This is a genomic window from Polaromonas aquatica (assembly GCF_042659145.1).
GTDB lineage: Bacteria > Pseudomonadota > Gammaproteobacteria > Burkholderiales > Burkholderiaceae_C > Polaromonas > Polaromonas aquatica.
Genome location: NZ_JBHSRS010000084.1, coordinates 801,437 through 813,203 on the forward strand (window position 1 = coordinate 801,437; position 11,767 = coordinate 813,203).

An 11,767-nucleotide genomic window follows, 5' to 3' on the forward strand; every position below is an offset into this window, starting at 1 on the left:
CACGCACATGACCAACGGCACAGCCATCGCCCCCATTCCCGCGACCACACGGCGCACCATATTCCTGCTCTCCTGCGCCACCTTCTCCAGCATGGCAACGCAGCGCATTTGCGATGCCATGCTGCCCGAGCTCTCGCGCGTGTTCTCCGCCAGCCTGGCGCAGGCGGCGCAGGTGGTCTCCATGTTTGCCGTGGTGTACGGCGTATCGCAGCTGTTTTACGGCCCGCTGGGCGACCGTATTGGCAAGTTCCGCATCGTCACCTTCGCCACACTGGCCTGCGGCGTGGTCAGCCTGGTCACCGTTTTTGCGCCCAGCCTGAACCTGCTGGTGCTGGCGCGCATTGTCGTGGCACTGGGCGCGGCTGCCATCATTCCGCTGTCCATGGCCTGGGTCGGGGACGCGGTGAGCAATGACCGCATGCAGGAGACGCTGGCACGCGTCGGCCTGGGCACCACGCTGGGCATCGTGGGCGGCCAGTTGATGGGAGGCCTGCTGACCGACCTGCTGGGCTGGCGCTGGGCCTTTGTTTTCATGGCGCTTCTTTTCGGCGTCGTCGGTGCCCTGCTGTTCGCCGACGGGCGCCGCCAGCAGGCCGCTGCCCCTGTTGCAGCGCGCGCCGCCCCGGCTGACCGGCCGGGCTTTGTCAGGCAGGCGCTGCTGATCCTGACCGGTTCCTGGTCGCGCCGCGTGCTGCTGGCCGCCTTTGTTGAAGGTGCCGCGGGTTTTGGCGTGCTCGCCGTCTGGGCCTCGCACCTGCACAACATGCTGGGACTGTCGCTGTCGGCATCCGGCGCCATCGTGGCGCTGTTCGGCCTGGGCGGAATGCTTTATATGGCCTTTGCCCGCCAGCTGATACGCCGCTTTGGTGAAAGCGGGCTGGCCATGGTGGGCGTCTGCATCCTCGGCGCATCAACCGTGGTCATGGCTTTTGCGCCCTACTGGGTGCTCACCGTCCCGGCGAGCCTGCTGGGCGGCTTCGGGTTTTTCATGTTCCACAACACCATGCAGGTCAACGCTGCGCAAATGGCGCCCAATGCGCGTGGCACGGCGTCGTCGCTGTTTGCTTCGGCCATGTTCCTTGGCCAGTCGGTGGGCGTGTTGCTGGCCGCCAGCCTGATTGACCGCATAGGCTCGGGTGCAGTCATCGTGCTGGGCGGCGCGATGATGCTGGCGGCAGGCGCCTGGTTTTCGCACGCCATACGCCGCCGCGACAGCATCACCGCCAGGACCAAACCTGCGGCATGACCGCAGGCTCCGGATCGCTATCAAAACGATAGCTGGTTGCGCTTGTTTGAAGGCGGCCAGAGGCCCAAATGATGCTTAAAACAGGCCAATCCAGGCTTCCACAGGTCCCACGGGCCGGATTCACCTTCCCAAGGCGTCGCAGCACGTCTTTTAAACCACCAGCACCTGTCCGTAACCCGGCGTTGCGGCCTCCAGCCCCAGCAGGTCCAACATGTTGCGGGTGGTGCAGGCCGACGTTGAAGTAACCGGAATGCCCAGCCGGTCCTGCGCCGTCTGCAAGGCAGGTATGGACTGCATCTGCACGCAGGCCGACAGCACCACAACATCGACATTGGCGGTGTTGAGCTTTTTCATGTCATCGAGCAACTGCATCGGGTCGCGCCTGCCGACCTCCAGGTTGTCGGGGATTTCAAAGCAGATGCTGTCCACGACTTCTATGCCCTCGCTTTCAATGTAGGCCACGACCTTGGCGGTCAGGGGCTTCATGTAGGGCGCCATCAGGGAGATCTTTTTGGCCTTGAGTTTTTTCAGGCCGTGGATCAGTGCGCCGGCGGAAGTCATGACCCTGGCATCGGCGCCGTTCTCGCTGACGATGCGCCGGAAGTCTTCCTCGACCTGGCGGTGGTAGCCCAGGCCCTGCGCCATGATGGCGACCAGGCAGGCGGTGCTCATGACGTCAACCCTTGCATCGGCCAGCTCGGCCGCGCAGCGCAAGCCTTCCCTGTTCATGTTGGCAAGTTCTTCCGGCGTGACCTTGTGCATGCGCATGCGGCTGGAATGAAAGGTAAAACGCTCCGGGTGCAGCGCCTCGCGGGCGCGCAGCATGGCCGGGATTTCCGTCTCCATCGTGGTGTTGGAGCTGGGCACGATCTGGCCGATTCGGTAAAGGGTTTTCATGGTTTGAATTTCTGGAGCGCATCCAGCATTTGCTGTGGGATGGGTGCGCGCCTGCGCACTTCGCGGCTGATGCAGATGGGAGAGAACCGGCCAGTGAAGATGCGGCGGCCGTCTTTTTGTTTCGCTTCGATATGGATGTCGTAGCTGTGTTCGCGTATGGCGGACACCGTGCACTGCATGTCGAACTCGTCCTCAGGCCAGAGCGCGCCGTGGAACTCCATGTCCAGCCCCTTGCATGGCGTATCGACGTTCAGGTCCTTGAGCCACTGGAAGTAGTTGCCGCCGCCAAGCTCGTCAAAAAAATAATTGACGGCTATCAGCATGTATTCGTTGAACTTGCCGGTATAGACCACACCTGCAGGGTCGCAGTCGGCCCAGCGCACCCGCTTGGTCACGACCAGCGGCCGGGCCGAGGTCACAGCCTCATAACTCTTGCTCACGCCGGGTGCCCGCTTTCTTCATGCCTTGCAGCCTTCTTGAGAACACCTGCCTCTTCAAACTGAGCAAACAGTTCCGGGTACTGCTGCGCGAGCCGCTCGTTGCCCATGCGGCCGGTGCGTGTCATGAAGGCATGGATGAATTCAAATGGCGTGTAGCGCTGCATCCACTCGCTGATGTTTTCATACCAGAGGTAGGACTTGCGCGATGCCGTGAGCAGCTTGTCTTTTTCAGGGCCGCGCCTTTGCACAAAATTGGCCAGCCGCTGCAGGGCTGAGGGTTCGATGCTGCCCGCAGGGGCTGCTTCAGTCAGCGCCTCGGCCAGCGCAATCGAATCCTCCATCGCAATGCGTGTGCCCGAACCGATGGAAAAATGGGCGCTGGTCTGCGCGTCGCCAATCAGCACATGCTTGCCCGCTGTCCAGTTGCTGCTGCGCGTGACCGGGAACTGGCGCCAGTTCGAGTTGTTGGAGATCAGTTTTTCACCGGCCAGCTCTGGCGCGAAGATTTTCTCGAACAGTTGCTGTCGCTCGTCGTCGCTCATGGCCTCCATGCCCAGCTTGAGCCAGGTGGCATGGTCGCATTCGGTGACAAAAGTGCTGCCCGTCGCGCAATAGGGGTAGTAGTGCGCCACAAACGAGCCGCCCTGGTACTGCCTGAACACCAGCGCTGATTTCTCGAACACCTTACGTGTGCCGAACCAGGCAAAGTGGTTGGTGAGGAAGGTTTTTGTCGTACCGAACGCTTCTTCATGCGCAGCACGCACCACCGAGTTCACACCATCCGCACCAACGATCACGTCCGCATCGCCCAGGCCCAGCGCCGCCAGTTCACGCGGGTGGTTGATACGCTGGCCAAAACGCACATCGACACCCACTTTTGCAGCGGTCTCCTGCAGCACATGCAGCAGGTCAATGCGGGCAATCGCACCACCCTTTGCCGGGTGGTTGATGTCAATGGGCTGCTCCTTGAGGTTGATGGTCTGGCAGCAGGTAAAGGTCATTTTGGCGACCAGCTTTTCATAGATCTCTGCATCCGCCGCCTGTATGCGCGCCAGGCCCGAATCGGCCAGCACCACACCAAAGCCAAAGGTGGAGTCGGCCACGTTCTGCTCGATGACGCTGACCTGCCACGACGGCTTGCGCTTTTTCACCAGGATGGCGAGGTAAAGCCCCGAAGGGCCACCACCGACAATTGCGATTTTCATGATGTGGCCTCCGCAATGGACAGCGTGTCGTTGTCGAAGTGCGTGATGCGCCCGACCAGCCCGCCTGTCAACGCGCCATGCCAGACCGCCGGCTTGAAGCCCAACTCCTTGCGTTTAAAGCTCAACGACGGGCTGCCCGAGATACGGAAGTAACCCAGGCGCGGCCCGTCAACCTTGCAGTCGGCCTGTTTGCGGGCAAACTCCACCAGCGGCAGGAACTCGGGCACATTGAGGACAAAAATGGCGGGCATCAGGCGACCTCTTCAAGTGTTTTCGCTTGTTCGAATTCTTCGGCGAGCTTTCCAGCCTTGCCTGACCAGACCTGGTCAATCTTCGTGAAGGGTGTTTGCCCGCGAGCATTCTCCAGGGCAACGGCAGCATCCATGGTGCGCGCGGCATCGTCAAGGTCCACCTGCCCGAAAGGCCTGACCTGCCAGGTGATCTCCAGCGAATAGCCGTTCGGGTCGTCAAAATAAATCGACTCGATCACTTCATGGCGGATCTGGTATTTGATCTCGATACCTGCAGCTTCTATTTTTTCGCGTGCGGCTAGCAGGTCCTCGCGAGACGTGACGCGCCAGGCAGTGTGTGACGCACGGTAGCGGTAGTCGTCACGCACCGCCACAAAGTCGGGCGGCGTGGTGCCTATGTAGTAGAAGAAGGCGATCGTGCTGCCGTTGCCGCTGTCAAAGAAGAAATGCAGGAAGTCCGCATGGTCTTCAGGGCCCCAGCCGCGAGCCGAGATCGCATGCACCAGCGGCAGGCCCAGCAGGTCGCGGTAGAAATGCACGGTCTCGGCCAGCTTCCAGGTCGGCCTGGCGGTGTGGTGCACGCCGGCAATTGGAACCGGATTTTTTACAGGTGTACTGGATGCAGTCATGGAATCCTCTCTTGGCTGATTACAAATGTGGCGTATCAAAAGTGCTCAGGCAGTGACGGGCTTTTCAGCCGCCAGCTTTTGCACAATCATTTCCTTGAGTTTGGGCTTGCTGAGCTTGCCCGCGTTGGTCAGCGGCAGTTCCGGCAGCACCTCGATACGCTCCGGCCACTTGAATTTGGCCAGGCCCTGCGCCTGCAGGAAGGCGCCCAGATCTGCGACCGTGGGCGCCGCCATGCCGTCACGCAAGGTGATGAAAGCGCAGACGCGCTCGCCATACACCTTGTCGGGCATGCCGATGATCGCCGTCGCAGTGATCGCAGGATGGCGGCCAACCATCATCTCGACTTCTTCGGAGTTGACCTTCTCGCCGGCGCGGTCGACCACGTCCTTGGTGCGGCCGCGGAACTGGTAATAACGTTTGCCCCCTATGTCGCGGAACAGCATCAGGTCGCCGGAACGGTACATGCCGCCGCTGGTGAAGGTCTGCGCGTTGCGCTCGGCTGCGTCGTAGTAGCCGTGTATGGTGTACGGGCCCGAGAAGGCGCACTCGCCTTCAACGCCTTCTTCGGTGATTTCTTCCTCGGAGCCTATTTTGTAAAGTTTGACCTGGTCATGGCTAGACACAGGCATGCCCACCATGTGGTCCTGCACTTCCTGCGGGTCACTTTCGCTGGTCAGCATGATCACGCCTTCAGTCATGCCGAAGATGTGGCGTACCGGCGCCTTCAGCAATTGCCTGAGTACCGGCGCGTTGTTGGCGCTGATGACACCGCGCAGTTTGTCGAGCGGCAGCTTGCCGGATTCGATGGCAGGTTTCAGGCGTTCTGCAATCGGCCCGGCGACAACCGTCCAGGTTGGGTTGCAGCGCTTGAAGATATCGCCTATGGCTTCGGGTGCCAGGCTGGTTGCCACCGCAACCGTGCCGCCCCTGAGCAGAAAGGGTCCAAAGCAGCAACCCATGTTGAGGTTGTGCATCATGGGCAGCGGCATGAAGAGGCAGTCGTCCGGGCCGTAGCCGCAAAAATCCGCCACCGAACGCATGTTGTAGATGTACTCGTTGTGAAACCGCGGAATTATCTTGGGCACACCGGTGGTGCCGCCCGAGAGCTGGAACACCGCAACCTGGAAAGGGTCAAGCTCGACCTGTGCCAGCATCTTCCGGGCTTCTTCCAGCGGCATGGCATCGACCAGTTCACGCAGGTGAAGCGCCTTGCCGCGCCGCTCGCCGCGCGCCTGCACCGTCCACTGCATGCCGGGAATGCTTTCACGCATGCGTTCGGCAAAGGCCACATCGTCAAACTTGGCGTCGTCGCCCTGGACAAAATGCATGCGTGCCGCCGCGTGCTTGCCAAGGTAGCCAATCTCGCTCTCGCGGTGCGCGGCCAGCGTGCAGACAGGAACCAGCCCCGCCTTCAGGCAGGCGATAAAACCGAACACCAGTTCGTTGCAATTGCCAAGCTGGAAGATGACCCTGTCCAGCGGCTGCAGGCCCATGCGCAGGAAGGCCGCGCCCAGCCTGTCGGTGATGGCATCAAGTTCGGCATAGGTCACCTCACTTTCGCTGCCCCTGAGCGCCAGGCGCGAGGCATGTTGTGCAAACGACGCACGGAAGGCTTCGGGCATGGTCTCACGGGTGAGTACTCCGGCGTCAAGGTAGCGGCGCAGGTCTGCAGGCGGGGCGTAGACGACGCCAGGAAGGGGTTTACGCACCTGCGTCTGGAGGCTGGTTGGGCTGGCTGGCATGTGTAGTCCTGTGATTGTGCGGCGCGGTTTATTCGGGCTTCAGGCCCAGCGTGCGGATCACGCCGCCGAACTGCGCCGTTTCGCTCTTCACGAAGTTGTGCGCATCGGCCACGCTGCCGGGCGTGACGTAAGTGCCGAATTCGCGGAACTTGGCAACCACATCGGGCTGCTGCATGGCAACGTTGACTTCTGCATTCAGGCGCTGCAGCACGGCAGCCGGTGTGCCCTTGGGCGCCTGCATGCTGAACCAGCCATAAACGTTGAGGCCGGGCACGGTCTTGTTGGCCAGAGGAATGCCTTCGAGGCCGGGCAGCTCGGTCTCGGACGCGATGGCGAGCGAGCGCAGCCTTCCGGCCTTGACCAGCTGGATCAACGGGCCTACGCCATCCACATAAAAAGCGGTGTCGCCGTTGACGACAGCCTGTATGCCCTGGCCGGTGTTGGCGAAAGACACCTGCTGGAACTTCGCATTGGTCTTGATGCCAACCAGTTCCGCCGCGAGATGGGGAATCGAGGTGCGTGTGGGGTTGCCCACGGCCACCTGATCGGGTTTAGCCCTGGCCATGGCTACCGCATCGGCCAGGTTTTTGGCCGGGTTGCTGGCGTTGGTCACAAACAGCATGGGCGTCTTGCCGACAACGGCGAAGGTTTCGAAGTCACGTTCGATGTCGTAACTGGCTTCCTTGTACGTAAATGGCGTGACCACCACCACGGCAGCTTGCGGGATCGCGAGCGTGTAGCCGTCAGGCGGCGCCGACTTCAGCATGCCCATGGCAACGATGCCACCGGCGCCAGGCCGGTTGTCGACGATCAGAGGCTGACCGAGCTGTTTGCTGAGTTTGTCGCCGATGATGCGGGCAATCAGGTCCGGTGCAGAGCCGGCAGGTGCGGCCACCAGCAGGCGAATCTGCTTTTGCGGCCATGCTGCGGTTTGCGCCAGGGCACCCGCCGCCGTCAAGCCTGCCAGCAATGCTGCAGCGCCAATTTTGAAAAAAGTCTTGCGTTTCATGCTTTGTCTCCGGTAGTTTTATGTCGAAAGGGAATGAAATGGAATGCTGGTGAGTCGGTTGGTGGTTCAGGCCGCAGGCACGTCACGCAACCATTGCTGGACCAAACGGCCGGCCACGACCTGGCCGGACTCTTCACCTTCTGCGAGTGCCTGGCCGTGGTGGTTGCCCCGTACTCTTTCAGACCGCTTGTTGGTCGCGCCTATGGAGTCGTAGATCGCCGCCATGTCGGACGGAAAGGCCGCCTGGTCGCCGGTGTATTCAATGACAAAGGAAGGCAAGCTCAGCTCAGAGCCGCATTTTTCAAAGCTCGCGTTCGATTTGATGCCCGACCATGTGGACAGCCAGGACTCGGGCGTGACCATGCGTGCAAAACCGACGCTGCCGAGGTTGGAGGCAAACGGGTCGCGCCCCCACAGCGTGCCGACTTCACGATCCGAGGGGTCGATGGACAGGTCCCAGCAGCGCAGGTCCGCATCGGTACGCCAGATCTGGAAGATCTGCGTATGTGCGGCAATACGTTTTGTGGCGGCAGATGCATTGCCGTCCTTGACCTGCTTGCGTGCTGCATTACGTACAGCCAGCATTTCCTTGGCCTGCGCATCGAGACGTTCGACGCGTGCGCGCTGGGCAGCGCGGTAGCGGGTGATGAATTCAGGCGAATAGCGTGAGGAGGCCGGCGCCGGCACAAAACCATTGGCAGCATCGAAGGGGTCCAGTGCACTGTCCACAGACAGGGGATTGTTTTCATCACTGACCGATGGGTCTATGCCATTCATCAGCAGCTTGCCCTGGCCGGGATGCGGCGACACAAAGATCAGGTCGCTGGGCACCGGCATCTCCGCCGTTGCCAGCTTGACGGGCCGGCCGCTGGGTGAATGCGTGATGCGTTTTTCCGGCGTGCGCAATGCCTGTTGCACATAAAAGGCATAAAGCCCTGCCCCGCCCGAGTTGCCCAGCAACACGATGCGTGTGAAGCCCAGGCTGCGCAGGTGCACCATGCCTGCGGCAACATCAAGGATGGCAAGTTCGTGTTCCAGCCTCAGGTCGGTCCCTATGGAGCGCGGTGCCTGCACCCAGGCGGCGCAACCGGCATCCAGCACATCCGGCACAAGGTAGGGCGTGCCGGTGAATTCGCGCGGATGCATCAGGCAGACCACGGTTTTTTCCTGGCCGGTCTGCGAGTAGAGCAGGCCCAACGTGCGCTGGTCATCAGCCGTGCGCAGGCTGAAAGGCTGGGTGCGGAAGGGCCGGTTCATGCGCGCAGGGTTCCAGCCTGCACCCCGCAAGCCTGCGGTAACCTTGCCTTTTGCTGTCTCGACCATGGCACTCTCCAGATATAATTTAGATGGTCTCAATTAAACAATTGAGACCATAACAATTAAATAGGTACAAACCCTTATATGGCTAAATCCGTGCGTGAACCCCAGGCCGTTCGACCCACCCGTCATGCGGAGGAAAAAAGGGAAGAAAAAGCTGTTGTCCCCAATGCAGCACCGGCGCCGCTGGAAAGCCCGGTACGCAAGCGCGGCCGGCCAAAAACGGGCACACCCGCAAGCGGCGCCGCACCTGCGCTGTCCCGGGAACAAATCCTTGACCGGGCCACGGAGCTGGCCAGGGTGGAGCCGCTGGGCGATATCTCCATGGTCGGCCTGGCGCGCGAACTGGGCGTGACGCCCACCCTCATCCACTACTACATCGGCAGCCGCGACGACCTGATCTCGGGCGTGGCGAATCGCTATTTCAAGGAGCGGCTTTCGCGGCTGCAGCCGCTGACGGGCAAGTGGAAAGAGGATCTACAGCGCGAGGCCACTCAGTCCTTCCACATGGGCGTGGAATACGGCGGCGTGCTTCGCTACATGATGTCGCACAACCGCTTTCGCCTGTTCCAGCAGGTAAGCGAAGGCGAGGTCGATTACGGCGTGCTTTACCTTGACCGCATGGCGGGGATTTTCAGCAAGGGCGGCTTCACGCCGCAACAAGCCGCCATCGGCTACCACCTGCTGTCGCAATATGTGATGTCCTCGTCCTATGCCGAAGTGAGCCGGCAACTGCCGGCCTTTCACGAGCACTACATTCGGGACCAGATAGAGGCACGGCCTGCAGGACAATTGCCGGGCGCCCGTTATTTCGCAGAGGCTTTCTCCACGCTCGACTCAGCGACGTCTTTCCCCGAGGGCCTCAAGCTGCTGATCGGGAGTTTCGAGACCTGGCTCAAATAAATCGCCCCGTTGCCCTCGGACTCAGGACCCCAAAAACTCACCCACAGGCTTGAGGTCGTCCACCCGGTCACAGACCGACTTCACGATCATCAGAATCGGGATGCCCAGCAGCAGCCCCCACACGCCCCACAGCCAGCCCCAGGCCAGCAGACCGACAAACACCGCCACCGGGTTCATGCGGCTGGCGCGGCTGGTCAGCCAGGGCGTGAGGAGATTGCCCACGATGGTGTGAATGAGCAATGATGCGCCGCCTACCGCCAGTGCCATATTCAGCGAGCCGAACTGCAAAAATCCGACCAATGCCGATGTCACGGCAGTCACCAGCGAACCGACATAAGGCACCAGGTTGAACACACCTGCTGCAATGCCCCACACGGCCGCGTTTTCAAGCCCGAGTATCCGCAACGCCAGACCGGTCAACAGGCCGACCAGCGCGCTGGTCAGCAGCTGCACCTGCAGGTAGCGCTGGATCTGCCCGGTGATTTCGTCCAGCGCCTGCAGGGTGATTTTTTTCCTGGCCAGGCTGGGGCCAGTGAGCTTGACCAGCTTGCGCCTGAAGGTATCGCCCGAGACCATGAGGAAATACGTCAGGAAAACAACCACGGTGACCTGCCCGACCAAAGCCGCCAGGCCCAGGGTGCCCGTCCACAAATAGTCCTTGATGTTGAACCTGGACGGCTCGACCACGACACGCATGGCGCCCCGGCTGGTAGCTGGCATCGCACCGTCCTGCGCGGCCTGCTCGATCTGCGTGGCGGCTTTTTGCACCGTCTCCAGCGTGCTGTCGGATTTGCCGCTTCGTGTCTTGATGGCTTGCCCGAATTTTTGAGCTGCAGCGGGAAGTGACTCGACCAGCCGCGCGGCTTCGTCACTCAGGGAATAGGCGCTTTTCCCCATCGCGCCGAGGATGGCCAGCAGCAGCAGCGCCGCCCCCAGCCAGCGCGGCACGCGCCGCAACTCCATCCAGTTGACCAGCGGCGACAGCGCGTAACTGAAGATCAGGCCGAGCATGAAGGGAATAAAAACAGCCTTGGCCCAATACAGTACCAACAGGCCGGCGAACATCGCCAGCAGCGCCAGCGACAGGCTGCGTATGTTGACCGGCATGTGGATCACGATGGGCTCGCGTACCCTGCCAGCGCGCCCGGGCGAGGTGCCATCGGCAGGGCCAACCGCCCTGCCGGACGGGGCTTCAACCGGCTTGTCCGGTTCCGGGATTTCAGCCGCCTGCGCGGTATCAAAGGGCTGCCCTTCGGCAGCGGGACGGTCAGGTGTCATGCAGCTTCTTTCCGGCTGCAGGGGCAATCAGGATTATCCGTGTTCCCGCGAATAACGAAACTTGCGCCCCGGCAGGCCAAGGTAATACTTCCTCAAGTATTCAAACCTGGCGGACAGGGAAAAGCTGTAGGACTGCTCCGCCGGCACATACCAGCTGTTTAGCCCGGTGCGCATGAGCAGGCGGTAACCGTTCTGCAGCATGAGCTGGTGTTTCCTGAGGTGCGTCACATGGTCTTCAATCAGCACCAGCCGGGGTTTCCAGGCTGAAAAACTGAAACCCGACAAGGCGATGAGCTCGTGCCCCTCGATATCAATCGACAACAGGTCAAAACCTGTGGGCGCGGCGTGGGTGCGCAGGATGGTGTCCAGCGTTTCGCACTGCACTGACACAGTGGAGCGAACCACCGCACCCAATGCAATCGGGCGATCTTCAAGTGTGGAGTGCGGCCCTGCCCGGTTCAGCTGCAGTTGTTTGCCGGCGTTTTCCGGGCTGGAGCAGGCCATTTCCACCACGGTGCCGGTGCGCGTTTTTCGCAGCAGTTCGCAGCAATCCGGGTCGGGTTCGACCAGCAGGCCGGTCCAGCCCAGCGCTTCAAGGTGCTGCGACTGTGAATCAAGCACCGGGTCGTTCGCGCCCACATCCACATAAAACCCCTTGCTGCCGCCAAAAAAGGCCTGTACGAGTTGTTGTTCTACCGCCGGCTCATTGCTGAATTGCTGGACATGGCGTGTACTGAAATCGGCTCGGCTTTGCATGGGTGGGGGTGTGAGGTGGAGATTCAGGCAGGAAAACGGAAAACCGATTATCGGTGCAGCGCAGGCACCGCGCGCCCATCAGGCAGCGCGTGC

12 protein-coding genes are annotated in these 11,767 nt (G+C 61.3%); 2 read left to right on the top strand and 10 right to left on the bottom strand.

The window, feature by feature from the left end; genetic code table 11:
• The first annotated feature begins 7 nt into the window (after positions 1 to 7).
• Complete coding sequence (locus ACFQND_RS25070; protein WP_371438767.1) at positions 8 to 1,246, top strand: MFS transporter; 1,239 nt, start codon at positions 8 to 10, stop codon at positions 1,244 to 1,246.
• A gap of 150 nt (positions 1,247 to 1,396) precedes the next feature.
• Here ACFQND_RS25070 and ACFQND_RS25075 read toward each other — a convergent pair whose 3' ends face one another.
• The 8 genes from ACFQND_RS25075 to ACFQND_RS25110 form a co-directional block, all read right to left on the bottom strand.
• Positions 1,397 to 2,143: a maleate cis-trans isomerase family protein gene (locus tag ACFQND_RS25075; RefSeq protein ID WP_371438768.1), complete on the bottom strand. Its 747-nt coding sequence runs from the start codon at positions 2,141 to 2,143 to the stop codon at positions 1,397 to 1,399.
• The gene (locus ACFQND_RS25080) at positions 2,140 to 2,583 is read right to left on the bottom strand and encodes an acyl-CoA thioesterase (RefSeq protein ID WP_371438769.1); all 444 of its coding nucleotides are present in this window, start codon (positions 2,581 to 2,583) and stop codon (positions 2,140 to 2,142) included. Before ACFQND_RS25080 ends, ACFQND_RS25075 begins: the two co-directional genes overlap by 4 nt.
• On the bottom strand, positions 2,580 to 3,788 hold the full coding sequence (locus tag ACFQND_RS25085) for an FAD-dependent monooxygenase (protein WP_371438770.1): 1,209 nt from the start codon (positions 3,786 to 3,788) through the stop codon (positions 2,580 to 2,582). Before ACFQND_RS25085 ends, ACFQND_RS25080 begins: the two co-directional genes overlap by 4 nt.
• The gene (locus tag ACFQND_RS25090; RefSeq protein ID WP_371438771.1) at positions 3,785 to 4,039 is read right to left on the bottom strand and encodes a hypothetical protein; all 255 of its coding nucleotides are present in this window, start codon (positions 4,037 to 4,039) and stop codon (positions 3,785 to 3,787) included. The genes ACFQND_RS25085 and ACFQND_RS25090 overlap by 4 nt, the downstream gene beginning before the upstream one ends.
• Entirely contained in the window at positions 4,039 to 4,668 is a 630-nt protein-coding gene (locus ACFQND_RS25095) for a VOC family protein (protein WP_371438772.1), read from the bottom strand. Before ACFQND_RS25095 ends, ACFQND_RS25090 begins: the two co-directional genes overlap by 1 nt.
• A 45-nt stretch (positions 4,669 to 4,713) precedes the next feature.
• The gene (locus ACFQND_RS25100; protein ID WP_371438773.1) at positions 4,714 to 6,411 is read right to left on the bottom strand and encodes an AMP-binding protein; all 1,698 of its coding nucleotides are present in this window, start codon (positions 6,409 to 6,411) and stop codon (positions 4,714 to 4,716) included.
• A gap of 28 nt (positions 6,412 to 6,439) precedes the next feature.
• Positions 6,440 to 7,420 (bottom strand): Bug family tripartite tricarboxylate transporter substrate binding protein, encoded by a 981-nt coding sequence (locus tag ACFQND_RS25105; protein ID WP_371438774.1) that lies wholly within the window; start codon positions 7,418 to 7,420, stop codon positions 6,440 to 6,442.
• 66 nt (positions 7,421 to 7,486) lie between these two features.
• On the bottom strand, positions 7,487 to 8,743 hold the full coding sequence (locus ACFQND_RS25110) for an alpha/beta hydrolase (protein ID WP_371438775.1): 1,257 nt from the start codon (positions 8,741 to 8,743) through the stop codon (positions 7,487 to 7,489).
• A gap of 78 nt (positions 8,744 to 8,821) precedes the next feature.
• On the opposite strand from ACFQND_RS25110, the gene ACFQND_RS25115 reads away from it, so the two are divergent.
• Positions 8,822 to 9,640 carry a TetR/AcrR family transcriptional regulator gene (locus tag ACFQND_RS25115; protein ID WP_371438776.1) on the top strand — a complete coding sequence of 273 codons (819 nt, stop codon included), beginning with the start codon at positions 8,822 to 8,824 and terminating at the stop codon, positions 9,638 to 9,640.
• A gap of 21 nt (positions 9,641 to 9,661) precedes the next feature.
• Here the strand turns inward: ACFQND_RS25115 and ACFQND_RS25120 are convergent, their stop codons facing one another.
• Positions 9,662 to 10,918: an AI-2E family transporter gene (locus tag ACFQND_RS25120; RefSeq protein WP_371438777.1), complete on the bottom strand. Its 1,257-nt coding sequence runs from the start codon at positions 10,916 to 10,918 to the stop codon at positions 9,662 to 9,664.
• A 33-nt stretch (positions 10,919 to 10,951) separates the two neighbouring features.
• Entirely contained in the window at positions 10,952 to 11,674 is a 723-nt protein-coding gene (locus ACFQND_RS25125; RefSeq protein WP_371438778.1) for an FkbM family methyltransferase, read from the bottom strand.
• Positions 11,675 to 11,767 lie beyond the last annotated feature (93 nt).

Bases quoted from the DNA above. Each gene is read 5' to 3' on its own strand.
- ACFQND_RS25070 (WP_371438767.1), top strand. From the start codon at position 8: ATGACCAACGGCACAGCCATCGCCCCCATTCCCGCGACCACACGGCGC.
- ACFQND_RS25075 (WP_371438768.1), bottom strand. From the start codon at position 2,143: ATGAAAACCCTTTACCGAATCGGCCAGATCGTGCCCAGCTCCAACACC.
- ACFQND_RS25085 (WP_371438770.1), bottom strand. From the start codon at position 3,788: ATGAAAATCGCAATTGTCGGTGGTGGCCCTTCGGGGCTTTACCTCGCC.
- ACFQND_RS25090 (WP_371438771.1), bottom strand. From the start codon at position 4,039: ATGCCCGCCATTTTTGTCCTCAATGTGCCCGAGTTCCTGCCGCTGGTG.
- ACFQND_RS25095 (WP_371438772.1), bottom strand. From the start codon at position 4,668: ATGACTGCATCCAGTACACCTGTAAAAAATCCGGTTCCAATTGCCGGC.
- ACFQND_RS25100 (WP_371438773.1), bottom strand. From the start codon at position 6,411: ATGCCAGCCAGCCCAACCAGCCTCCAGACGCAGGTGCGTAAACCCCTT.
- ACFQND_RS25105 (WP_371438774.1), bottom strand. From the start codon at position 7,420: ATGAAACGCAAGACTTTTTTCAAAATTGGCGCTGCAGCATTGCTGGCA.
- ACFQND_RS25110 (WP_371438775.1), bottom strand. From the start codon at position 8,743: ATGGTCGAGACAGCAAAAGGCAAGGTTACCGCAGGCTTGCGGGGTGCA.
- ACFQND_RS25115 (WP_371438776.1), top strand. From the start codon at position 8,822: ATGGCTAAATCCGTGCGTGAACCCCAGGCCGTTCGACCCACCCGTCAT.
- ACFQND_RS25120 (WP_371438777.1), bottom strand. From the start codon at position 10,918: ATGACACCTGACCGTCCCGCTGCCGAAGGGCAGCCCTTTGATACCGCG.
- ACFQND_RS25125 (WP_371438778.1), bottom strand. From the start codon at position 11,674: ATGCAAAGCCGAGCCGATTTCAGTACACGCCATGTCCAGCAATTCAGC.